This is a genomic window from Microbacterium proteolyticum (assembly GCF_030818075.1).
In the GTDB taxonomy this organism is placed as follows: Bacteria; Actinomycetota; Actinomycetes; order Actinomycetales; family Microbacteriaceae; genus Microbacterium; species Microbacterium proteolyticum_A.
Genome location: NZ_JAUSZZ010000001.1, coordinates 2,950,893 through 2,972,899, shown reverse-complemented (window position 1 = coordinate 2,972,899; position 22,007 = coordinate 2,950,893). Strand labels below are relative to the sequence as shown.

Sequence of the window (22,007 nt, the reverse complement as noted above, 5' to 3'; positions counted from 1 at the left end):
TGAGCCACAACCGCGTCGGAGTGTGAGCCGCACCCGCGTCGGAGTGTGAGCCGCACCCGCGTCGGGGCGTAACCCACAACCGCGTCGGGACGGGACCCGCAACCGCGTCGGGGCGTGACCCGCACCCGCTTCGCGGCGTGAGCGAGACGCTGCACCCGCGCCGCGGCGCGAGCGGGGCGCAGCAGTCGTCAGTGAGCGACCGGCGCGGCCCCGTCGAGCTGGTCCGCCGGCTTGCGGATGAGGAAGGCCCCGGCGATCAGCGGCACCGAGACGACGGCCGCGATCAGGAAGGCGGCGCGCGTGCCCGCGGCATCCGCCTCCAGGCCCGTTCCCGCGGCGGCCGACACCGACGACATGATCGTCACCAGCAGGGCGATGCCCGCCGCCCCCGCGACCTGCTGCACCGTGCCGACGATCGCCGAACCGTAGGAGTAGAAGCGCGGTTCGAGCGAGCCGAGGGATGCCGTGAACAGCGGCGTGAACGACAGGGCCAGGCCGATCATCATGATCGTCTGCACGACGATCAGCAGGATGAACGACGTGTCGGTGCCGAGGGTGGTGTAGTACCACAGGCTCGCGCTGACGATGAGTGCGCCGGGCACCAGCAGGATCTGCGTGCCGAAACGGTCGTAGATGCGTCCGATGACGGGGCCGGCCAACCCCATCGCCAGCGATCCGGGGAGCACGGCGAGCCCGGTCTCGAGCGGTGACTTCTCCAGCACGGTCTGCATGTACAGCGGCAGGAGCGTGATGGCCCCGAAGAACGCCAGCGACATCACGCCGAGCTGCGCCACCGACAAGGTGAAGTTGCGCGAACGGAAGACGCGGAGGTCGAGCAGCGCCGAGTCGCCGCGCTGCAGGCGCAGCTGACGCCAGACGAAGGCGGCGAGACCGATCACGCCGACGGCGAGCGAGACGACCAGCGTGAGCATCGATGCGTCAGCGGCCCCGGCGTCGCCGCCGTGCCCGCCGCCGATCTGGCTCAGACCGAAGACGAGCCCGCCGAAGCCGAAGGCGGAGAGGATGACGCTCGGGATGTCGATCGGAGCGGTGCGGGTCTCGCCGAGGTTGTGGATCCAGCGGGCGCCGACGAAGAGGGCGACCAGCGCGATCGGCAGCACGATGCCGAAGATCCAGTGCCAGCCGAGCGATTGGAGGACCAGGCCCGACATCGTCGGCCCGATGGCGGGCGCCAGAGCGATCACGATGCTGACGCGGCCCATCATGCGGCCGCGCTGCGCCGCGGGGACGACGGTCATGATCGTCGTCATGAGCAGCGGCATCATGATCGCGGTGCCGGATGCCTGGATGACGCGGGCGATGACCAGCAGCTCGAACCCGGGGGAGAGGAAGGCCACGAGGGTTCCGGCCGAGAACAGCGACATCGCCGCGACGAAGACCTGCCGCGTCGTGAAGCGCTGGAGCAGGAAGCCGGTGATCGGGATGACGACGGCCATGGTCAGCATGAACGCGGTCGTCAGCCACTGGGCGGCCACGGCCGTGATGCCGAGGTCGGTGATGAGGAACGGGATCGCGACGTTCATCGTCGTCTCGTTCAGGATCGCGACGAACGCCGCCGTGAGCAAGAGCCAGATCACGCGGCTCTGCTCGGCGGTGACGCCTGCGGCGGTGGTCGGCGACGTGGTGGGGACGGTGCCGGTGGCGGCCATGACGAGGTCCTATTCTGCAGGGGGCTTCGCGGCGCCACGGAAGTGACAGCACAGGTCGGCAACGACGCGAGACGCCGAGGTATTCCGACGTCGAGAGAAAATCCGGGGGAAGGATGCCACGAGGGGCGAACACCCGAGTCTAGCGACCGCGCTCATCCGGCACCCGGCGCAGCCGGTGTCGGCGGTCGGACGTAGGCTGGCCCGCATGAACGCGGGTGGAGTGGGCGGGAGCATGTTCCGCGGTGTCGACGCCGAGGTGCAGCGCCGGCAGAACGCCCAGGCACCGCGCGTCGCGAACCTCGGCCATCGCGTGGTCGAGCTGTTCCGCCCGTACCGGTGGCGAATCGCTTTCACCGCGCTGCTCGTCGTCGTGGGCGCGGCGGTCGCCGTCATCCCCCCGTTGCTCGTGCAGCGGATCTTCGACGATGCGCTCTTCCCCGTGGACGGGTCGAGTCCCGACCTCCGGCTGCTCGCGATGCTCGTCAGCATCATGATCGTGCTGTTCCTTCTGTCGGCGGCGCTCAACGTCGGCCAGACCTGGCTCACCGCCACCGTCGGCAACCGGGTGACGGGTGACCTGCGCACACGCCTGTTCGATCACCTGCAGTCGATGGAACTGGGCTTCTTCACGCGCACCAAGACCGGCGTCATCCAGTCCCGCCTGCAGAACGACGTCGGCGGTGTGTCGGGCGTACTCACGAACACCGTGACGAGCATCCTCGGCAACGCCGTCACGGTCATCGCCTCGCTGGTCGCAATGGTCCTCATCGATTGGCGGCTCACGCTCATCGCGGTCGCTCTGATGCCGTTCCTCATCTTCGTGCAGCGTCGCGTCGGTCAGGTGCGGGCTCGCATCGCGGGCGAGACGCAGGAGTCGTTGTCGGAGCTGTCGGCGATCACCCAGGAGACCTTGAGCGTCAGCGGCATCCTGCTGTCGAAATCGTTCAACCGCCAGCGCACGGAGTCCGCGCGCTTCGACGCCGAGAACGACAACCAGGTGCACCTGCAGGTGCGCCGGGCCATGAGCGGTCAGGGCTTCTTCGCCGTCGTGCAGGTGATCATGTCGAGCGTCCCGGCGATCATCTACCTCGTGTCTGGTTACCTCATCGGCGGCGGTGCCGACGCCATCACCGCGGGGACGATCGTCGCCTTCACGACGGTGCAGGCTCGATTGCTCATGCCGCTCATGGGCCTCATGCGCGTGGCGCTCGACGTCCAGACCTCGTCGGCGCTGTTCGCCCGCATCTTCGAGTACCTCGACCTCAAGCCGGCGATCGTCGATCAGCCCGATGCGCTTCCGGTCTCAGCCGCCCCCGGTCCGCTCGGGCGGATCGAGTTCCGCGATGTCGAGTTCCGGTATCCCGATGCCCCCGCCACCGCCCGGCCAACCCTCGACGGCGTGTCGTTCGTCGTCGAGCCGGGGCAGCACGTGGCGTTCGTGGGGCCGTCGGGGGCGGGCAAGACGACCATCCTGTACCTGACTCCGCGCATGTACGAGGCGACCGGCGGGGCGGTGATGTTCTCGGGTGCCGACGTGCGCACGCTCGACCGCGCATCGATCACCGACGAGATCGGCATCGTCTCGCAGGAGACCTATCTCTTCCACGCCACGGTGCGCGAGAACCTGCGCTACGCGCGACCGGACGCCACGGACGCCGAGATCGAGGACGCCTGCCGTGCCGCGAACATCCATCACGTCATCGAGAGGTTCGAGGCCGGGTACGACACGGTCGTGGGCGAGCGCGGCTACCGCCTCTCCGGTGGCGAGAAGCAGCGCATCGCCATCGCGCGCGTGCTGTTGAAGGATCCGCCCGTGCTCCTGCTCGACGAAGCGACGAGCGCCCTTGACACGGTGTCGGAGCGCATCGTGCAGGAGGCCCTCGAGACGGCGTCCCACGGGCGCACCACCCTGTCGATCGCGCACCGGCTGTCGACGGTGATCGGGGCCGACCGGATCCACGTCGTGGATGCCGGTCGGATCGTCGAATCGGGAACGCACAGCGAGTTGCTTACGGCGGGCGGGCTCTACGCCAGCCTGGCCGCCGAACAACTCGCGGCGTCCTTCGTGCTCGCCGAGGAGCAGCACGACGCCGCCGGCTTGGCGCATGCGGCGATGCCCGCCCGCCGAGCGGACGGCGCCCCGGCGTAAGCGCACAGCCTTCGCAACGGGCGAGTCCCGAGCCTGTCGACGGGACCGGCCGGTGCCCGGGCGTCGACGGGCTCGGCCACCGAGGGCGCGGTCGTGGTGGGGCTGTACAGCGAACGTCGAGGGAGGGCGCCGGGGCTCTCGACGCGACTGGCCGGTGCCCGGGCGCGGACGGGCTCGGCCACCGAGGGTGCGGTCGTGGTCGGGCTGTTCAGCGCACGTCGAGGGAGGACGCTGGGGCTCTCGACGGGTCAGGCGGCGCCGGTGCCGGGAGCCTCGACCGGCTCAGCCGCCCCCGCCGTGTCCGTCGGGCAGCGTCTCCACGAACGCCTCCAGGGCGACGCGGTACGCGGGGTCGGGATGGGTCTCGGCGATGCTCAGCAGCGGCGGCAGGTCCAGGGTGCGGATGAGCGCTCCGCGCTCGCGCACGGCCGCGTCGGCAGCGGCCGCGCGCAGCAGCGCGACACCCTCCCCGAGCGCGTCGAGGTAGTCGCGCAGCACGTCCACCTCGCCGAGTCGCTGGGTGATCGAGCCCCCGTCACGGCGCTGCCGCCACTCGACGACCACGTCGGGCACCACGTCGAAGGTCTCGGCCAGCGTGTACATCCGCTGCGCGAGCACCTGATCCTCGTAGTAGCGCCCCTCGGGGAAGCGCAGGTCGTGCGCGCCCCAGAAGGCGGTGCGGCTCACCTTCGACCAGGCGACGATGTTGCCGGATGCCGCGGGATGCTCCCGCAGCGTCGTCCGCTCGCGTGCCGGGTCGGTGGCAGCGGTGACCCACGGCTGCACGTCTCCGGCCGTGTAGCCGGTGCCCTCGGCATCCGGTCGCAGGCGCACGTAGGCGCCCACGACGAAATCGCTTCCCGTGCGCTCGAGCGTGTCGGTCAGCCGGTGGAGGGCGTCGGGACGCATCCGATCGTCGGCGTCGAGGAAGGCGGTGTAGGGGGTCTCGACGAGGGCGAGGCCCGTGTTGCGGGCGGCGCCGAGACCCCGCTGGGAGTCGTGACGGACGAAGCGGAACCGCGGGTCGACGGCCGCGGCATCGGCGAAGATGCGGGTCGTGGCGTCGGTCGAGGCGTCGTCGACGAGGACGGCGGTCCAGTGCTCGTGGGTCTGCGCGCGCAGGGAGTCGAGCACCTCGTCGGCGTAGTCGGCGACGTCGAAGCCAGGAACGATGACGGTGACCGCGCGGGAGTTCACCCGCGCGATCCTACGGCCGAAACGGCGGCTGCGGCCGCGTCGGCCACCGGGTCGAGGGATGCCGTGAGTCCGTGCGGCAGGGTGAAGCGCACCGCGGTGCGCGCCTCGTCGCGGTCGACGCCGATGGCGAGAAGGACGTGCGATGCCTCCTCGCTCCCCGCGGCGCACGCGGACCCGCTCGACGAGACGACGCCGCGGCGCTCGAGTTCGAGCAGGACGGTCTCGCCGTTCGTGCCGGGGAACACGAAGCTCGCTGTGCCCGGCAGTCGCCGGGTCGGATGCCCCGTCAGCCGCGCATCGGGGATCAGCGCGAGCACCCGGGCGATGAAGGCGTCGCGCAGTGCGGAGACGCGCTCGGCCTCGTCGACTCGTTCCGCTTCGGCGAGCTCGAGAGCGCGGGCGATGGCGACCGCACCGGCGACATCGGGCGTACCCGAGCGGCGCCCGCGCTCCTGCCCGCCGCCGTGCATCAGCGGTTCGAAGGGAAGCCGACCGCGGACGGCCAGGATTCCCGTGCCCTTGGGGGCACCGATCTTGTGCCCGGCGACGGTCACGGCATCCGCCCCCAACCCCGACAGGGGCAGCCACCCGGCCGCCTGCACGGCGTCGAGGTGCACCGCGACGCCCCGCTCGTGCGCGACGGCGGCGAGGGCGGCGGCATCCTGGACCGTGCCGATCTCGTTGTTGGCGTATCCGATGCTGACGAGCGCCGTGTCGTCGCGGAGCGCGCTGCCCAGCGCCGCGGGCGTCAGCGTGCCGGTGCCGTCGACGGGCGCGTGCGTCACCGCCACGCCGTGCAGTCGCGCGAGATAGTCGGCCGAGGCGAGAACGGACTCGTGCTCGATCGCCGTCGTGATCAGGTGCCGTCGCCCGGAGCCGAGCACGAGTCCTTTGATCGCCGCGTTGTTCGACTCGGTACCGCCGGAGGTGAAGATGACGTCGCTCGCGCGCATTCCGAGCACCGCCGCCACGCGCGCGCGTGCGTCGTCGAGAGCGGATGCCGCGACCTCGCCCACCTCGTGGTGACTCGACGGATTGCCGAAGAACCGCGTGAGATACGGCGCCATCGCCTCGAGCACCTCGGGGCGCACCGGCGTCGTGGCGGCGTTGTCGAGGTAGAGGCTCACGCGGTCTCGATCTGGATGTCCAGGCCCAGATCGAGCGCGGGCGCCGAGTGGGTGAGCGCGCCGACGGAGATGACGTCGACGCCCGTCTCGGCGATCGCGCGCACCGTCTCGAGGGTGACCCCTCCGGAGGCTTCGATCTGGGCGGCTCCGGCGATGCGGGCCACGCCGGTGCGCAGGTCGTCGAGCGAGAAGTTGTCGAGCATGATCGTGCCGACGCCCGCGGCGAGCACCGCGTCGATCTGGTCGAGGCGGTCGACCTCGACCTCGACGTGGGTCGTGTGCGGCAGGCGCGCGATCGCGCTCTCGAGCGCCTGCGTGACCGTCAGGCCGCTCGCGGTCAGAACGGCGAGGTGGTTGTCCTTGGCCATGACGGCATCTGAGAGCGAGAAGCGATGGTTGTGACCGCCGCCGTCGCGCACGGCCTGGCGTTCGATCGCGCGCAGGCCGGGCGTGGTCTTGCGGGTGTCCGCGATGCGCGCGCCCGTGTGCGCGACCTCCGCCACGTACCGGCTGGTGAGGGTCGCGATCCCCGACATCCGCTGCACGAAGTTCAGCCCGATCCGCTCGGCCGTCAGGACCGCGCGCGCGGGTCCGGTGACGACGGCGAGCGTGTCACCCGGTGCGAAGCGGTGTCCGTCGGCGACCCGCTGTTCGACCGTGATCGTCGGGTCGGTGAGCGTGAAGGCCGCGGCGAACACCGCCGCTCCGCTGAACACACCCTCGACGCGGGCGACGAGTTCCGCACGGGCCGTGGCCCCCGCGGGGATCAGCGTCTCGCTCGTCAGGTCACCCCACGGCGCATCCTCCTCCAGGGCGGCCGAGACGACACGGTGGATGGCGGTTCGGGTCAGCATGCGAGGACCTCCTCAGGACGGGGGCGGGATGCCGGTTGGACGGGGCTCGCGTCGTCGGCGGCCGGCACGGTGGCGCGGCGCCCGTCGCGGGAGTCCGCGCCCGCGTCGGTTCGAGTGCCCGCGTCGGTTCGAGTGCCCGCGGCGGTTCGAGTGCCCGCGTCGGTTCGAGCGCCCGCGGCGGTTCGAGCGCCCGCGGCGGTGAGAGCAGGGGCGGGCGACACCGGGGTCCCGGTATCCGGGGCATCCGATCGATGGTGCGCCCCCACCGAGCCCGCCCGCGCCCGGGCGGCGGCGACGACCTGGGCGGCGACGAGCAGCAGATTCGCGTCCTCGATCGAGCGGGGTGTGGTTCCGGCGCTCCACGCGGCCAGCACGCCGGCCGCGTGGTCGAGACCTGCGGCGTTGCGGACGAGCCCCGCCTCGGCCCACATGAGCTGCTGCAGCGCCGCGCGGGAGAACGGCGGGGCGTCGACGGCGGCAACCGATCCGGGCACCGCGGTCTCAGCCGCTCCGACGGGCCAGCCACCACCGCGCGAGACCGCCTCGCCCGCGCGGGCGCCGAAGACGGCCCCCTCGAGGAGCGAATTGGATGCCAGTCGGTTCGCGCCGTGCACGCCTGTCCGGGCGGTCTCTCCGACCGCGTACAGGCCCGGCACCGTGGTGCGTCCGTCGAGGTCGGTGACGACGCCGCCCATCAGGTAGTGCGCCGCGGGAGTCACGGGGATCGGCTCGCTCGCCCAGTCGAGACCGCGCTCGCGCACGGCGGCGTCGATCGTCGGGAAGCGCCGGGCGAGCCGCTCGGAGCCCAGCGCCGTGGCATCGAGGCGCACGGGGCGCCCGCCCTGGGCGGCCATCGCACGGGCGTTGGCGCGCGCCACGACGTCTCGGGGAGCCAGCTCGCCATCGGGATGCGCATCGAACGCGAAGCGACGACCGGCGTCGTCGATGAGGATCGCGCCCTCACCGCGCACGGCCTCGGAGACGAGGAAGGGTGCTCCGACGGCGAGGGCCGTGGGGTGGAACTGCACGAATTCGAGATCGGCGACCTCCGCTCCGGCGCGGATCGCGGCGGCGATGCCGTCGCCGGTCGCCCCGGCGGGGTTCGTCGTGTGCGCGTAGAGCTGGCCGGCACCACCGGTCGCGAGGATCACCGCGTCGGCGTCGAGGCGCTCGCCGTCGGCGAGGCGGATGCCGGCCGCCCGGCCGTCGCGCACGATCACGTCGGCGAGCAGGGCGTGCTCTCGCACGGGGATGCCCGCCGCGCGGACCGCCGCACCGAGCGCGGCTTGGATCTCCGCACCTGTGGCGTCGCCTCCCGCGTGCAGCACCCGGGGAACGGCGTGCGCGGCCTCGAGTCCCCGGGCGAAGTCGCCGTCGGGCGCGCGGTCGAAGTCGACACCGCGCGTGACGAGCTCCGCGATACGGGCCGGGCCCTCGCCCACGAGCACGTCCACCGCCGCGGGGTCGTTCAGCCCCGCCCCGGCCGTGAATGTGTCGGCGGCGTGCGACGCCGTCGTGTCAGCGGGGTGGGTGACCGCGGCGATACCGCCCTGCGCCCACCGCGTATTGGTGTCGGCCAGGGCGCCCTTGGTGACGACGGTGACGTGGCATCCGTTCTCCGCCGCGTGCAGTGCCGCCGTGAGACCGGCGATGCCGCTGCCCACCACGACGACCGTGGTCACTTCACGGCGCCGTTCGGCTTGGCCGCGAGCATGCGCTCCAGAGCGACGCGCGCGGGATCGGCGACGTCGGCCGGCACGGTGATGCGGTTGACGACGTCACCCGCGACGAGCGACTCCAGCACCCAGGCGAGGTAGCCGGGGTGGATGCGGTACATCGTCGAGCACGGGCACACCACCGGGTCGAGGCAGAAGATCTCGTGCTGCGGATACTGGGCGGCCAGACGCTGCACGAGGTTGATCTCGGTGCCGATGGCGAAGGTGGTCGGCTCGGTGGCGGCGGCGATGGCCTTGCGGATGAGGTCGGTGGACCCGGCCTCGTCGGCGGCATCCACCACGTCCATCGGGCACTCGGGGTGCACGATCACGCGGACGCCGGGGTGCTCGGCGCGGGCCCTGTCGATCTGGTCGACCGTGAACCGGCGGTGCACGGAGCAGAAGCCGTGCCACAGGATGACGCGGCTGTCCTGCAGCGTCTGCGCGTCGCTGCCACCCAGCGGCTTGCGGGGGTTCCACATCGGCATCTGCTCGAGCGGCACGCCCATCGCCTTGGCGGTGTTGCGGCCGAGGTGCTGGTCGGGGAAGAACAGCACGCGGCGTCCCCGTGCGAACGCCCACTCCAGCACCGTGCGGGCGTTTGAGGAGGTGCAGACGATGCCCCCGTGGCGACCGACGAAGCCCTTGATGGCGGCGCTGGAGTTCATGTACGTCACCGGGATGACGGGCACGAGGCCGTCGGCATCCGGGGTCTCCAGGTCGCCCAGCACGTCTTCGAGCTGCTCCCAGCACTCCTCCACCTGGTCGATGTCGGCCATGTCGGCCATCGAGCATCCGGCGGCGAGGTTCGGCAGGATCACGGCCTGCTCGGGCTGCGACAGCAGGTCGGCGGTCTCGGCCATGAAGTGGACGCCACAGAAGACGATCGCCTCGGCCTCGGGGTGCTCGAGGGCGGCGTTCGCGAGCTGGAACGAGTCGCCCACGTAGTCGGCGTGACGCACGACCTCTTCCCGCTGGTAGAAGTGCCCGAGCACGACGACCCGGTCGCCGAGCGTCTCTTTCGCGGCACGGATGCGCGCGTCGAGGGCGTCGTCGGACGCGTCGCGGTACTCCTGCGGCAGCTCGCCCTGGCGGGGTGCGCCTGTGGGGATGACGTCGCCCATCGACGACCCCGGCCCGTACCCGGGACGCGTGTCGAAGTCCCAAGGGCCGACGGCGAGATCGGCGGTGCAGGTCGCGTCGGTCGACGCGCCCGAGACGATCGCCTGGATCGCGTGATCGACGCTCGGGTCGATCGCGGGGCGGGGCTGCAGGGTGAGGAAGGTGGCGGCCATGGGCGTTCCGATCAGTGACGGGTGGGGAGCGGGCCGCGGTCGGCGAGCTCCACATCGCGGTTGTAGCGGTAGAGGCGAGCGGGGCGGTGGCTTCCGGTGCGGAAGCGGTCGGTCGGGATGAGCGTGTCGGACGTGTCGACCTGACGGCGGAAGTTGGCCGGGTCGAGGCGCTTGCCGAGGATCGTCTCGTTCACCTCGCGGAGGTCCGCGAGGGTGAACTCGTCGGGCAGCAGGCCGTGGGCGATCCGGCTGTAGCCGACCTTGTTGCGCAGGCGCCACAGCGTGTATTCGACGATGTCGTTGTGGTCGAAGGCGAGCGCCGGCAGGTCGGTGGCGTCGAACCACTCGACGTTCTCGGGGGCGTCGCCCCCGCGGGCGTGCGCGGCGACCTGCGCGTCGACCTCGTCGGAGCGCAGCAGCGCCCAGTACACGATCGACACGACGCGCGTGGGGGAGCGGTCGACGGCGCCGAACGCGTACAGCTGCTCGAGGTAGCTGGGCGTGAGTCCGGTGGTCTCGGCGAGAGTGCGGGATGCCGCGACGTCGAGCTCTTCGGTGGCGTCGAGCCAACCGCCGGGGAGCGCCCACCGGCCATCGAACGGGTCGCGCGTGCGGCGGACGAGGGGGAGCGAGAGCACGGGCTCGTCGTGCGCGTCGCGGCGGACGCTGAAGATCACGGTCGACACCGCGACGCGCACGTCGGCGTCGCGGGACTCGGGCTGAGGGGTTCGTGTCATGGTGACCATATCTCCGCCGTCGATCTTAGTGTCATTGCGACCCGAAGGGCGAATCCCGCCGATCGTCGCGTTGCGCGGCGGATGCGCTGGGCGAATGGGCGCGGGTGGCCCCGGGGCCACTTCTGTCGCCCCGGGGCCATGTGTGATCGGAGTCCGGGGGTGGCGCCGGGGTCGTTCGTGGCTGGTGCTCCTGGGTGGTCCCGGGGCCACTTCTGTCGCCCCGGGGCCATGTGGGATCGGAGTCCGGGGGTGGCGCCGGGGTCGTTCGTGGCTGGTGCTCGTGGGTGGCCCCGGGGCCACTTCCGCCGCCCCGGGGCCACCCGCGAGCAGAGCCCGCGCGCCGAAAGGGTTCTCCCAGATCCGCGGCTTAGTCTCGGAAGGCACTCAGGAGGTCGGATGCCGGTCATCGACATCGTTCTGATCGCCCTTCTGGCGGTCGCACTCATCGTGGGGCTCACCCGCGGGTTCCTCGCCACGATCGGCTTCTTCGCCGGTCTCGCGCTCGGGGCGATCGCGGCGTACTGGGCCACGCCGTTCGTCGGACAGTGGGTGACGTCGCCCATGTGGCGCGGGCCGGCCATGATCGCCACCGGCATCGTGCTGCTGCTCATCGGATCGGGCCTCGGAAGCGCCGTCGGCGGCTTCTTCCGCCGCGGGGCCGATCGCATCAAGCTGCGCGTGCCCGAGCGTCTCCTCGGCGGAGTGGTCAACCTCGCCGCCGCCGCCCTCGTCATCTCGTTCGCGGCCGGTTCGCTCGTGCCCGTCGGCGTCCCCGGCGTGTCCGCTGCCCTCGGGTCGTCCGCTGTCGTCCGCACGATCGACGACCTCACCCCGGCGCCCGTGCGCAGCGCCCTCGCCGATCTGCGCGGGTCCGTCTTCGCCGAGGGCATCCCGCGGCTCGGCCAGCTGATCCAGATCGGTCCGGTGCCGAGCACACCGCAGATCGCGCTCGACGACCCCGCGCTGGCCCAGGCCGCTCAGTCGGTGGCCCGGATCTCGGGCACCGCATACGCGTGCGGTGTGACCTCGAGCGGGTCCGGCTTCGTCGTCGCCGCCGACCGCGTCGTCACGAACGCGCACGTCGTCGCCGGCGTGGACACCCCGGTCGTGGAGCTTCCCGGTCGACCCGCGCGCGAGGGGAGGGTGGTGTACTTCGACCCGATCGACGACGTCGCCGTCATCGCCGTCGATCAGCTGGATGCCGCGCCTCTTCCGCTCGCGTCGACCCTGAGCGTCGGGTCGTCCGCCGTGGTGCAGGGGTACCCGGGCGGTGGTCCCTTCACCTCCGGAAGCGCCCAGGTGCTCTCCGAGGGCACCGTGCCCGTCCCCGACATCTACGACTCCTCCTCGTCGCCGCGCGACATCTACGCGCTCGCCGCGATCGTGCGTCCCGGCAACTCGGGTGGCCCGCTGCTCACGACGAGCGGCGAGATCGCGGGTCTGGTCTTCGCCCGCTCGGACACCGACGACAACGTCGGGTACGCCATGACGCCTGTCGAGCTCGAGCCCGTGCTGGCGCAGATCGACGCGCTCTCCGCCCCCGTGGCGTCCGGTAGCTGCACGCGAGGCTGAGGTCGCGCCCCGCGCGCACGGTGGAGTCCGCCGCCCGGCCTCGCCGCCGCGCACCCGCGGCCGGCCGGCGGTGGAGTCCGCCGCCCGGCCTCGCCGCCGCGCACCCGCGGCCCGGCCGCGCGCGGTCCGACGAGCGGGATCAGCCGCACCCCATCCGGTGCACCGGAATGCTCACCCCGGCCCACCGCTCCGGTAGGCTGACCCCACAAGTCCACACCGGCCCCATGATCGATGCGGGAGAGCTCCGGCGAACACTGCCGGGCACCGAAGGAGCAAGCCTCCCCGCCAATCTCTCAGGTACGCGTACCGCGTCGATCGGGCCACTCTGGAAAGTGATCCGGGTGCACGGCGCCGGGTCCGCCGACGGTGAAAGTCACGCACGACGCGCGACGAAACTCTCAGGCTCATGACAGAGGGGGAGTTCTTCAGGCGTCGCCCGGCGTCTGTCCGTCCTCGCGAACGGCTGAACTCATGACCGACATCCCTGCTCCGCCCCGCTCTTCTCCGCTGCACGACCGGCACGAGGCCCTCGGCGCCTCGTTCACCGACTTCGGCGGCTGGAACATGCCCGTGCGCTACACCTCCGACCTCGCCGAGCACCACGCCGTGCGCCAGGCTGCCGGCCTGTTCGACATCTCGCACATGGCGGAGTTCTGGGTGCAGGGCGGTCGCGCCGGGGACTTCCTCGACTACGTGCTCGCCGGCCGTATCTCGACGATGAAGGTCGGCAAGGCGAAGTACTCCTTGGTCCTGGCCGAGAGCGGGGGGATCGTCGACGACGTGATCGTCTACCGCACCGGGGAGGACTACTTCCTCGTCATCGCGAACGCGTCGAACCGGGATGCCGTGGCGGCGGCGTTCGACGCGGCGCAGCGCACGTGGGCCCCGGCGTCGGACCCTTCGACAGGCTCAGCGACCGCCGCCTCAGCGACCGCCGCCTCCGCGACCGCCGCCTCCGCCACGGCCGCTGCTGACGCCACCTCTGCTGGCGCCGCAACCGAGGTCCCTGAGCCCGTCGAAGGGACCGCGCCCCGCTCCTTCGCCGTCGTCGCCGGCTCCACCGGCCTCCGCGTCGAAGACGTCACCGACTCTTGCGCCCTCATCGCCCTCCAGGGCCCCAAGGCTCGCGGCATCCTGAGCTCCACCCCGGGGGTCGAGATCACCGGCACCGCCCTCGATGCGCTCGGCTACTACGCCTGGACCGACGGCACGTTCGAGGGCGCGTCGCTCTTCGTGGCACGCACCGGTTACACCGGCGAGGACGGGTACGAGCTGCTCATCCCGCTCGTGCAGGCGGGTGCGCTCTGGGACGCCGTGCTCGCCGCCGGGGAGCCCGAGGGGCTGGTGCCCTGCGGCCTGGCTGCGCGCGACACCTTGCGTCTCGAAGCCGGTATGCCCCTGTACGGGCACGAGCTCTCGCGCGACATCGTGCCCGCCCAGGCCGGTCTCGGCCGCGCCGTCGCCGTCGACAAAGAGGCGTTCGTCGGAAAGGACGGTCTCGCGTCCGCCCCGTCCGACGCCCCCGTGCTCGTCGGGCTCGCGTCCGCGGGCCGACGCGCCGGCCGCGCCGGTTACACCGTCCTGCAGGGTGACGACGCCGTCGGCGAGATCACCAGCGGGGCGCTGAGCCCCACCCTCGGCCACCCCGTCGCGATGGCGTTCGTCGCCCCCGCGGCATCCGCCCCCGGCACCGAACTGACCATCGACGTGCGCGGAACCCGCATTCCCGCGACCGTCACCGCCCTTCCCTTCTACCGGAGAAACGCATGACCGATCTCACCGCCCTCAGCTACACCTCCGAGCACGAGTGGATCGCCCTCGACGGCGACATCGCGACGGTCGGCATCACCGACTTCGCCGCCGAGAAGCTCGGCGACGTCGTGTTCGTCGAGCTCCCCGGCGCCGACTCCGCGGTCACCGCGGGCGACGTGTGCGGCGAGATCGAGTCGACGAAGTCGGTGGGCGAGCTCTACGCGCCGCTCTCCGGCACGGTCGTCGAGGTGAACGACGCCGTGGTCGACGATCCGTCGCTCGTGAACGCCGAGCCGTTCGTCGGCGGCTGGCTCATCAAGATCCGCGTCGAGGGCGACCTGCCCGGCGATCTGCTCGATCGCGCCGCCTACGAGGAGCTCACCGCATGACCTCCGTCCTCCCCTCCCGCACGGATGCCGGGACCCCGGCCGCCTTCACGGATCGCCACATCGGCGTCGACGCCGCAGCGCAGGCCCGCATGCTCGAGGTCGTCGGGTACGACAGCGTCGAGGCGCTCGTCGAGACCGCCGTCCCGGCATCCATCCATGTGCAGCCGCGGCCGACGAGCTCGATTCCGCCCGCCGCGACCGAGGCCGAGGCACTCGCGGAGCTGCGTGAGCTCGCCTCCGCCAACCGGTCGGCGCGCCCGCTCATCGGTCTGGGCTACTACGACACGTTCACGCCGTCGGTGATCGCGCGGAACGTGCTCGAGAACCCCTCCTGGTACACCGCCTACACGCCCTACCAGCCCGAGATCTCGCAGGGGCGCCTCGAGGCGCTCATCAACTTCCAGACCATGGTCACCGACCTGACGGGCCTCGCCACGGCGAACGCCTCGATGCTCGACGAGTCCACCGCCGTGGTCGAGGGAATGCTCGTCGCCCGCCGCGCGTCGAAGGCCAAGACCGACGTCTTCCTCGTCGACGTCGACGCCCTGCCGCAGACCAAGGCGCTGCTGCACCACCGCGCCGCGGCCGTAGGTATCCGCATCGTTGAGACCTCGTTCGACGGCGACCTGCCCGAGGCGTTCGGCGCGTTCGTGCAGTACCCCGGCGCCACCGGCCGGGTGTGGGACTTCTCGGCCGTCGCCGAGGCGGTCCACGCCGCGGGCGGCCTCGTCGTCGCCGCGGCCGACCTGCTCGCCCTCACCCTGCTGCGGTCTCCGGGCGCGCTCGGCGCCGACGTCGCGGTGGGCACGACCCAGCGCTTCGGCGTGCCGCTCGGCTTCGGCGGTCCGCACGCGGGCTACATGGCCGTGCGCGCGGGCCTTGAGCGCCAGCTCCCGGGCCGTCTCGTCGGCGTGTCCCAGGATGCCGTCGGCGCCCCCGCCTACCGCCTGTCGCTGCAGACGCGTGAGCAGCACATCCGCCGCGAGAAGGCCACGTCCAACATCTGCACCGCCCAGGTGCTGCTGGCCGTCATGGCCGCGATGTACGCGGTGTACCACGGCCCCCAGGGGCTCAAGGGCATCGCGACGCGCGTCGCGCGGAAGGCCGACGCCCTGGCATCCGCTCTCCGCTCGTACGACCTGACCCTCGTCTCGGACGCCTTCTTCGACACCGTGCGCGTGCACGTGCCGGGCCGCGCGCAAGACGTGGTCGACCGTGCCCGTGAGCGCGGCTACCAGCTGTTGTGGGTGGATGACGCGACGGTCGGCGTCTCGGTCGACGAGACGACGACGGATGCCGACATCGCCGCCGTGCTCGACGCGTTCGGGCTCGCGGGCTTCGGCTCCGGGGCCTTCGGCCCGGCGGCGGTGGACCTGCCCGAGGGCGTCGCCCTGCGCGGCGTCGACGAGTCGCTGCACCGCGACGACGAGTACCTCACGCACCCCGTGTTCCACGCGCACCGCAGCGAGACGGCGATGATGCGCTACCTCAAGTCGCTCGCCGACCGTGACTACGCGCTCGACCGCGGCATGATCCCGCTCGGCTCGTGCACGATGAAGTTGAACGCGGCGACCGAGATGGCCGCGGTCTCGTGGCCGGAGTTCTCGCGCGTGCACCCGTTCGCCCCCGAGGCCGATGTGCTGGGCTCCCTCGAGATGATCGAGCAGCTCGAGCGCTGGCTCGCCGAGGTCACCGGGTACGACGCGGTGTCGCTGCAGCCGAACGCGGGCTCGCAGGGCGAACTCGCGGGCCTTCTCGCCATCCGCGGCTACCACCTCGCGAACGGCGACGCCGAGCGCACGGTGTGCCTCATCCCGTCGTCGGCGCACGGCACCAACGCCGCGTCCGCGATCCTGGCGGGGATGAAGGTCGTCGTCGTCGCGTGCGACGAGGCCGGCAACGTCGACCTCGACGATCTGCGGGCAAAGATCGCGCAGCACGCCGAGGCGCTGTCGGCCCTGATGATCACGTACCCCTCGACCCACGGGGTGTACGAGCACGACGTGCTCGAGATCACGCAGGCCGTGCACGACGCCGGCGGCCAGGTCTACGTCGACGGTGCGAACCTCAACGCGCTGCTCGGCTTCGCCCGGTTCGGCGACCTCGGCGGCGACGTGTCGCACCTCAACCTGCACAAGACGTTCGCGATCCCGCACGGCGGCGGCGGCCCCGGCGTGGGTCCGGTGGCGGCGAAGGCGCACCTGGCGCCGTTCCTGCCGTCGCACCCGTTCTCGCAGCGCGCCGACCATGCGGGAGGCGTCTTCGACGGCGGCCCCGTGTCGGCTGCACCGCACGGCTCCGCCGGCATCCTGCCCATCTCGTGGGCCTACGTGCGGATGATGGGCGCGGAGGGCCTTCGCCAGGCGACCGCCGCCGCGGTGCTCTCGGCCAACTACATCGCCGCACGCCTGCGCGATCACTACCCGGTGCTCTACGCGGGTGAGGGCGGGCTCGTCGCGCACGAGTGCATCCTCGACCTGCGGCCGCTGAAGGAGCAGACGGGCGTGACCGTGGACGACGTGGCCAAGCGCCTCATCGACTACGGCTTCCACGCGCCCACGATGTCGTTCCCGGTCGCCGGCACCCTGATGGTGGAGCCGACAGAGAGCGAAGACCTCGCCGAGCTCGACCGTTTCGTGGATGCCATGATCGCGATCAAGCACGAGGCGCTCGCCGTCGCCGCGGGGGAGTGGCCCGCTGACGACAACCCGCTCGTCAACGCCCCGCACACGGCCGAGACGGTGGTCGTCGGCGAGTGGGAGCACCCGTACTCGCGCGAGACCGCCGTGTACCCGGTGCGTTCGCTCGTCCGCGGCAAGTACTGGCCGCCCGTGCGCCGCATCGATCAGGCGTACGGCGACCGCAACCTCGTCTGCTCGTGCCCCCCGCCGGAGGCCTTCGCCTGAGGCGTTCGGTCGATACCGAGACGTGGCGACCGCTCCCTTCGGGGGCGGTCGCCACGCGCTTCTCGGCGAGGTCGCCCACCCCGGATTCGCACAGGGGGCGTTTAGTAGGGTTCCCCGTGTGCACCACGGGCTGAATCAGGATTCTCGACCGACTCGACGACGACGAGGCGCGACACGCTTCGTCGGCCTGCTCGCGGCCGCCGCGGTCGCCCTCGCCGGCTGCTCGGCGTCGGAGCCCGCGCCCGAGACCGTGGAGGAGGCCCCGCCGACCACGCTGACGGTCGGCGTGGTCGGTACGCTGACCAGCTTCAATCCCGCGAGCACCGCGGGGAACACCCCGGCGAATCGCGCGGTGGCCGCGTTGCTCGACGAGAAGCTGGGGTCGCTCGACGGTGACCTGCAGGTCGTCCCCAACGACGGTCTGGGGCGCATCACCCGCGTGCAGGGCGACCCGTTGACGGTGAGCTACGAGCTGTTCCCCGATCGCGTGTGGTCCGACGGCACGCCGGTGAGCCTGGACGACCTCCTGTTCGGCTGGGCGGTGTCGTCGCATTTCTTCGACGACGCCACGTACGACGCGGCGGGGCAGATCGTCTCGGGCACGCGCTACTTCGACACCGCGATGCCCGCCGACCCCAACGCGCGCACGTCTCGACCCCGCATCGACCGGTCCGACGACACCCTCACCCTGGTCTACGACCAGCCCTTCGCGGACTGGAACCGTCAGTGGTTGCTCGACCGACCGGTGCACGTCGTCGCCGAGCGCGCCGGGGTGAGCGTGCAAGACCTGATCACGGCCATCCTGACGGCCCCCGAGGGCAATCCGCTCGACCCGGTCGAGCCGAATCCTGTGCTGGCCGCAGCCGCGCAAGCGTGGAACACCGGGTTCGATGTTCCCGCCGACACTCCCGTCGATCCGGCCGGCGTGGTGTCCGCGGGCCCGTGGACGGTCGGCGAATCGGACGCCGATTCCTTGACGCTCGTCCGGCGCGAGTCCTACCAGGGGGCGCACTATCCCAGCCTCGAGAACCTGGTCGTGCGGTTCTTCCCCGACCGGGCGGCGCAGCTGTCGGCTCTCGAGGCGGGCGTCGTGGACATCGCCAACGTCGGCGATCTCGACGTCGTGGAGCGCGAGACGCTCACCGACGCGGGCTACCAGGTGCAGGTCGGCCCCACGACCCAGACGCTCCACCTGCGCTACGCCGACGGGACGCCCGCCGACCTGCGTCAGGCCATGACGCTGGCCATCGATCGTTCGTCGATCGTGCAGGACGTGCTCGGTCCGCTGCGCGCCGACGCTCAGCCGCTGCAGTCGTTCCTGTCGTCCTCGGCCACAGGACAGTTGTACGCCGACTTGATCGCGGGCAACGGTGCACCAGGCACGGGAAGCGACGTGAACGCGGCCCGCAGCGCGCTCGGCGACCGCGCCGCCGTCCTTCGCGTCGCCTACGACGCGACCGACGAGGTGTCGTCCCAGGTGTTCCCGCGCCTGGTCTCGATGGGGGCGCGCGCCGGCATCGCGGTGCGTGCCGCCACCGCCGAGGACACCCCGGATGCCACGCTGTCCTGGGTCGGGGAGGACGAGAGCCTGTACCGGTCGGCGCGCGACCGGCTGGCGGAGGGCGTCGACGGTCCGGACACCGACGAGCTGTTCGCGCAGCTCACCGTGCACACCGATCCCGTGGACGTCCTCGCCGAGGCGAAGGAGATCGACCGGTCGCTCTTCTCGGCGTTCGCGGGGGTGCCGCTCCTCGAGCGCACGGGCGCGGTGGCCACGGCCGACGGCGTCGGGGGAGTGGACTACACGTCCGAGCCCGACGGGGTGCCGCCCGCCTTCTGGACCTGGTCCGCGCCTTCGCCCTGAGGGTCAGGTCGTCGGCGAGGGCGACGGGGTCGGTGTCCCCGACGGGCTGGGCGGGGCGAAGATCCCCGGCCACCACGCGGCGGCGAGCGGATAACCGACGAAGGCGACGATGTCGATGACGGTGTGCGCCACGACCAGGGGCATGACGCGTCCCCAGCGCTTGTAGCACCACCCGAACACCAGACCCATGACGACGTTGCCGAGCGCCGATGGCCACCCCTGGTACAGGTGATAGCTGCCGCGCAGCAGCGCCGTCGAGACGATGACGCCCGTCCACGACCAGCCCAGACGGCGGAGGCGGTCGAACAGGAAGCCCAGGAAGATGACCTCCTCGGTCAGTCCCGCCCGCAGTGCCGCGAGGACGAGCAGCGCGATCACCCACCACGACGAGTCGAGCGGTGCGGGAACGACCGTGATGCTCTGGCCGATCGCCCGACCGATGGCGTACACCCCGATGCCCGGAACGCCGATGAGCAGCACGAGCGCGACCCCGCGCAGCACGTCCGACCCGAAGCGGCGGAAATCGAGGCCGATGCGCCGGAGCGCGTTGTTCGCCGATTCCCAGAGCAGGTAGATCGCCAGGGCCACGAGCGTCAGCGAGAAGAAGATGTCGAGGAACTGGTAGATCGCATCCCACAGCGGCTCGGCGCTGCGGGAGGGGTTCAACTGCGTCTGCTGCTGGGAGATCGGCGCCCGGGTCGTCGAGCGCACGAACGACACCACCGAGTAGATCGCCGACTGGCCGACGCTCACCAGGAGGACGAGGACGACCTCCCACGCCAGTCGTCTTCGGGCGTACCCGTTCGAGCGATCGAGGGGGGAGGGGAAGGGACCGGCGGTGGATGCCGGTGTCGGATCAGATTGCCACATACATCGCCTCGTGAGTAAAGCCTTTGTAACGTTTGCGTGCTCGATGAGGGGCACGACGTTCACTCTGCCTAGGGTGTTCCTATCCTGCCCCCGGAGACGTTCGCACGTGTGTGAGCCGTCCGAGTGTTCCCCGCGGGGCCCATTCATCACTTCCCTGGAGGAACTGTGAAGCGCAACAAGCTTGCCCTGACCAGTCTCGCTCTGCTGGGCGTCGTCGGGCTCGCGCTCGCCGGCTGCTCCGGTGGTGGCGGCGACTCGGGCGACAACGGATCGGCCGACGCGTCGGCGATCATCACGACCAACGGATCCGAGCCCGAGAACCCGCTGATCCCCACCTCGACCAACGAGACCGGTGGCGGCAAGATCCTGGACGCCATCTTCGCCGGTCTCGTGTCGTACGAAGCCAATGGTGCGCCGGTCAACGACATGGCCGAAGAGATCACGGTCGACGACCCGCAGAACCTCACCGTCAAGATCAAGCAGGGTCAGACCTTCACCAATGGTGAAGAGGTCACGGCCGACAACTTCATCAAGGCGTGGAACTACGGTGCCCTGGCCTCCAACGAGCAGTACAACAGCTACTTCTTCGAGGACATCGAGGGCTTCAGCTACGACGCGGACAGCGAGCTCACCGGCCTGAAGCAGGTCGACGACTACACGTTCACGATCGCGCTGAACAAGCCGGCTTCCGACTTCGCGCTGCGCCTGGGCTACTCGGCGTACTACCCGCTGCCCGACGTCGCGTTCGACGATCTCGACGCGTTCGGTGAGAACCCCGTCGGCAACGGCCCCTACAAGCTCGCGAGCGAGGGCGCCTGGCAGCACAACGTGCAGATCGACCTCGTCAAGAACGAGGACTACCAGGGCGTGCGTCAGGCGCAGAACGGCGGTCTGACGATCTCCTTCTACGCATCGCAGGATGCCGCCTACGCCGCCCTCCAGGGTGGTCAGCTCGACGTGCTCGACGCCGTGCCCCCGTCCGCCCTCGCCACCTTTGAGGCCGACCTGGGCGAGCGTGCCGTCAACCAGCCTGCCGCGGTGTTCCAGTCGTTCACCATCCCCGCCCGCCTCGAGCACTTCTCGGGCGAAGAGGGCAAGCTGCGTCGCGCCGCCATCTCGCACGCCATCAACCGCGAAGAGATCACCTCGACGATCTTCCAGGGCACCCGCACGCCGGCGACCGACTTCACCTCGCCGGTCATCGACGGGTGGTCCGACTCCCTCGAGGGCTCGGATGTCCTGCAGTTCGATGTCGACACCGCCAAGGAACTGTGGGCCCAGGCCGATGCCATCTCGCCGTGGACCGGTTCGTTCCAGATCGCGTACAACGCCGACGGCGGCCACGACCAGTGGGTCGACGCCATCTCGAACCAGCTCGCCACCAACCTCGGCATCGACGCGTCGGGCGCTCCCTACCCGACCTTCGCCGAGCTGCGCGCCCAGGTGAACAACCGCACCATCTCGACCCCGTTCCGCAGCGGATGGCAGGCCGACTACCCCGGTCTGTACAACTTCCTCGGACCGCTGTACGCCACCAACGCGGGCTCGAACGACGGCGACTACTCCAACCCCGAGTTCGACCGTCTGCTGGCGGAGGGCATCTCCAGCACCGACCTCGCCCAGGCCAACGAGTACTTCGGCCAGGCGCAGACCGTGCTCTTCGAGGACCTGCCGGCCATCCCGCTGTGGTACTCGAACGTGACCGGCGGATACGCCGAGACGGTGCAGAACGTGGAGTTCGGCTGGAACTCTGTCCCGCTGTTCCACGAGATCACCAAGGTCGGCTAACATCGCCTGATCACACACCCGCGAGGCGGTGACACCAGTCACCGCCTCGTGTGGTGTGTCCCGGCCGCGCACTGTTCACCAGCCGTGCGCGGCTTTCGTACGGTGCCCTATCCGAGGCACCC

Annotated in this window: 15 protein-coding genes and 2 riboswitches; of the genes, 7 read left to right on the top strand and 8 right to left on the bottom strand. The window is 71.1% G+C overall.

The window, feature by feature from the left end; translation table 11 throughout:
* Window positions 1–188: 188 nt before the first annotated feature.
* Complete coding sequence (locus tag QE392_RS13775) at window positions 189–1,670, bottom strand: MDR family MFS transporter (protein ID WP_307452701.1); 1,482 nt, start codon at window positions 1,668–1,670, stop codon at window positions 189–191.
* 205 nt (window positions 1,671–1,875) lie between these two features.
* Here QE392_RS13775 and QE392_RS13770 point away from each other — a divergent pair, with 205 nt between their 5' ends.
* Window positions 1,876–3,819: an ABC transporter ATP-binding protein gene (locus QE392_RS13770; RefSeq protein WP_307452699.1), complete on the top strand. Its 1,944-nt coding sequence runs from the start codon at window positions 1,876–1,878 to the stop codon at window positions 3,817–3,819.
* 282 nt (window positions 3,820–4,101) lie between these two features.
* Here the strand turns inward: QE392_RS13770 and QE392_RS13765 are convergent, their stop codons facing one another.
* From QE392_RS13765 to QE392_RS13740, 6 genes are read right to left on the bottom strand one after another with little or no spacing between them, the layout of a single operon-like run.
* Window positions 4,102–5,016 (bottom strand): glycosyltransferase family 2 protein, encoded by a 915-nt coding sequence (locus tag QE392_RS13765; protein ID WP_307452697.1) that lies wholly within the window; start codon window positions 5,014–5,016, stop codon window positions 4,102–4,104.
* Window positions 5,013–6,143: a cysteine desulfurase family protein gene (locus QE392_RS13760; RefSeq protein ID WP_307452694.1), complete on the bottom strand. Its 1,131-nt coding sequence runs from the start codon at window positions 6,141–6,143 to the stop codon at window positions 5,013–5,015. Before QE392_RS13760 ends, QE392_RS13765 begins: the two co-directional genes overlap by 4 nt.
* The gene (nadC, locus tag QE392_RS13755) at window positions 6,140–6,997 is read right to left on the bottom strand and encodes a carboxylating nicotinate-nucleotide diphosphorylase (protein ID WP_307452692.1); all 858 of its coding nucleotides are present in this window, start codon (window positions 6,995–6,997) and stop codon (window positions 6,140–6,142) included. Before nadC ends, QE392_RS13760 begins: the two co-directional genes overlap by 4 nt.
* Window positions 6,991–8,679, bottom strand: a complete 1,689-nt coding sequence (gene nadB, locus QE392_RS13750; protein WP_307452689.1) for an L-aspartate oxidase — start codon at window positions 8,677–8,679, stop codon at window positions 6,991–6,993. The genes nadC and nadB overlap by 7 nt, the downstream gene beginning before the upstream one ends.
* On the bottom strand, window positions 8,676–10,007 hold the full coding sequence (gene nadA, locus QE392_RS13745) for a quinolinate synthase NadA (protein ID WP_307452686.1): 1,332 nt from the start codon (window positions 10,005–10,007) through the stop codon (window positions 8,676–8,678). Before nadA ends, nadB begins: the two co-directional genes overlap by 4 nt.
* 11 nt (window positions 10,008–10,018) lie before the next feature.
* Complete coding sequence (locus QE392_RS13740; protein WP_373426475.1) at window positions 10,019–10,744, bottom strand: NUDIX hydrolase; 726 nt, start codon at window positions 10,742–10,744, stop codon at window positions 10,019–10,021.
* A gap of 396 nt (window positions 10,745–11,140) precedes the next feature.
* On the opposite strand from QE392_RS13740, the gene QE392_RS13735 reads away from it, so the two are divergent.
* The 5 genes from QE392_RS13735 to QE392_RS13715 all read left to right on the top strand — a co-directional run bounded on the left by QE392_RS13735 (window position 11,141) and on the right by QE392_RS13715 (window position 19,227).
* Complete coding sequence (locus QE392_RS13735; protein WP_307452682.1) at window positions 11,141–12,316, top strand: MarP family serine protease; 1,176 nt, start codon at window positions 11,141–11,143, stop codon at window positions 12,314–12,316.
* A gap of 224 nt (window positions 12,317–12,540) precedes the next feature.
* Window positions 12,541–12,635, top strand: a riboswitch (glycine riboswitch).
* Window positions 12,636–12,739: riboswitch (glycine riboswitch) on the top strand.
* A 48-nt stretch (window positions 12,740–12,787) separates the two neighbouring features.
* Complete coding sequence (locus tag QE392_RS13730) at window positions 12,788–14,086, top strand: glycine cleavage system aminomethyltransferase GcvT (protein WP_307452680.1); 1,299 nt, start codon at window positions 12,788–12,790, stop codon at window positions 14,084–14,086.
* Window positions 14,083–14,457 carry a glycine cleavage system protein GcvH gene (gene gcvH, locus QE392_RS13725; RefSeq protein WP_307452677.1) on the top strand — a complete coding sequence of 125 codons (375 nt, stop codon included), beginning with the start codon at window positions 14,083–14,085 and terminating at the stop codon, window positions 14,455–14,457. The genes QE392_RS13730 and gcvH overlap by 4 nt, the downstream gene beginning before the upstream one ends.
* On the top strand, window positions 14,454–17,363 hold the full coding sequence (gene gcvP / locus QE392_RS13720; RefSeq protein ID WP_307452673.1) for an aminomethyl-transferring glycine dehydrogenase: 2,910 nt from the start codon (window positions 14,454–14,456) through the stop codon (window positions 17,361–17,363). Before gcvH ends, gcvP begins: the two co-directional genes overlap by 4 nt.
* Before the next feature lie 22 nt (window positions 17,364–17,385).
* Window positions 17,386–19,227: an ABC transporter substrate-binding protein gene (locus tag QE392_RS13715; RefSeq protein WP_307452671.1), complete on the top strand. Its 1,842-nt coding sequence runs from the start codon at window positions 17,386–17,388 to the stop codon at window positions 19,225–19,227.
* Window positions 19,228–19,230: 3 nt separating this feature from the next.
* Here QE392_RS13715 and QE392_RS13710 read toward each other — a convergent pair whose 3' ends face one another.
* Complete coding sequence (locus QE392_RS13710; RefSeq protein WP_307452669.1) at window positions 19,231–20,097, bottom strand: CPBP family intramembrane glutamic endopeptidase; 867 nt, start codon at window positions 20,095–20,097, stop codon at window positions 19,231–19,233.
* A 165-nt stretch (window positions 20,098–20,262) separates the two neighbouring features.
* On the opposite strand from QE392_RS13710, the gene QE392_RS13705 reads away from it, so the two are divergent.
* On the top strand, window positions 20,263–21,885 hold the full coding sequence (locus QE392_RS13705) for a peptide ABC transporter substrate-binding protein (protein ID WP_307452667.1): 1,623 nt from the start codon (window positions 20,263–20,265) through the stop codon (window positions 21,883–21,885).
* The last annotated feature ends 122 nt before the right edge of the window (window positions 21,886–22,007 follow it).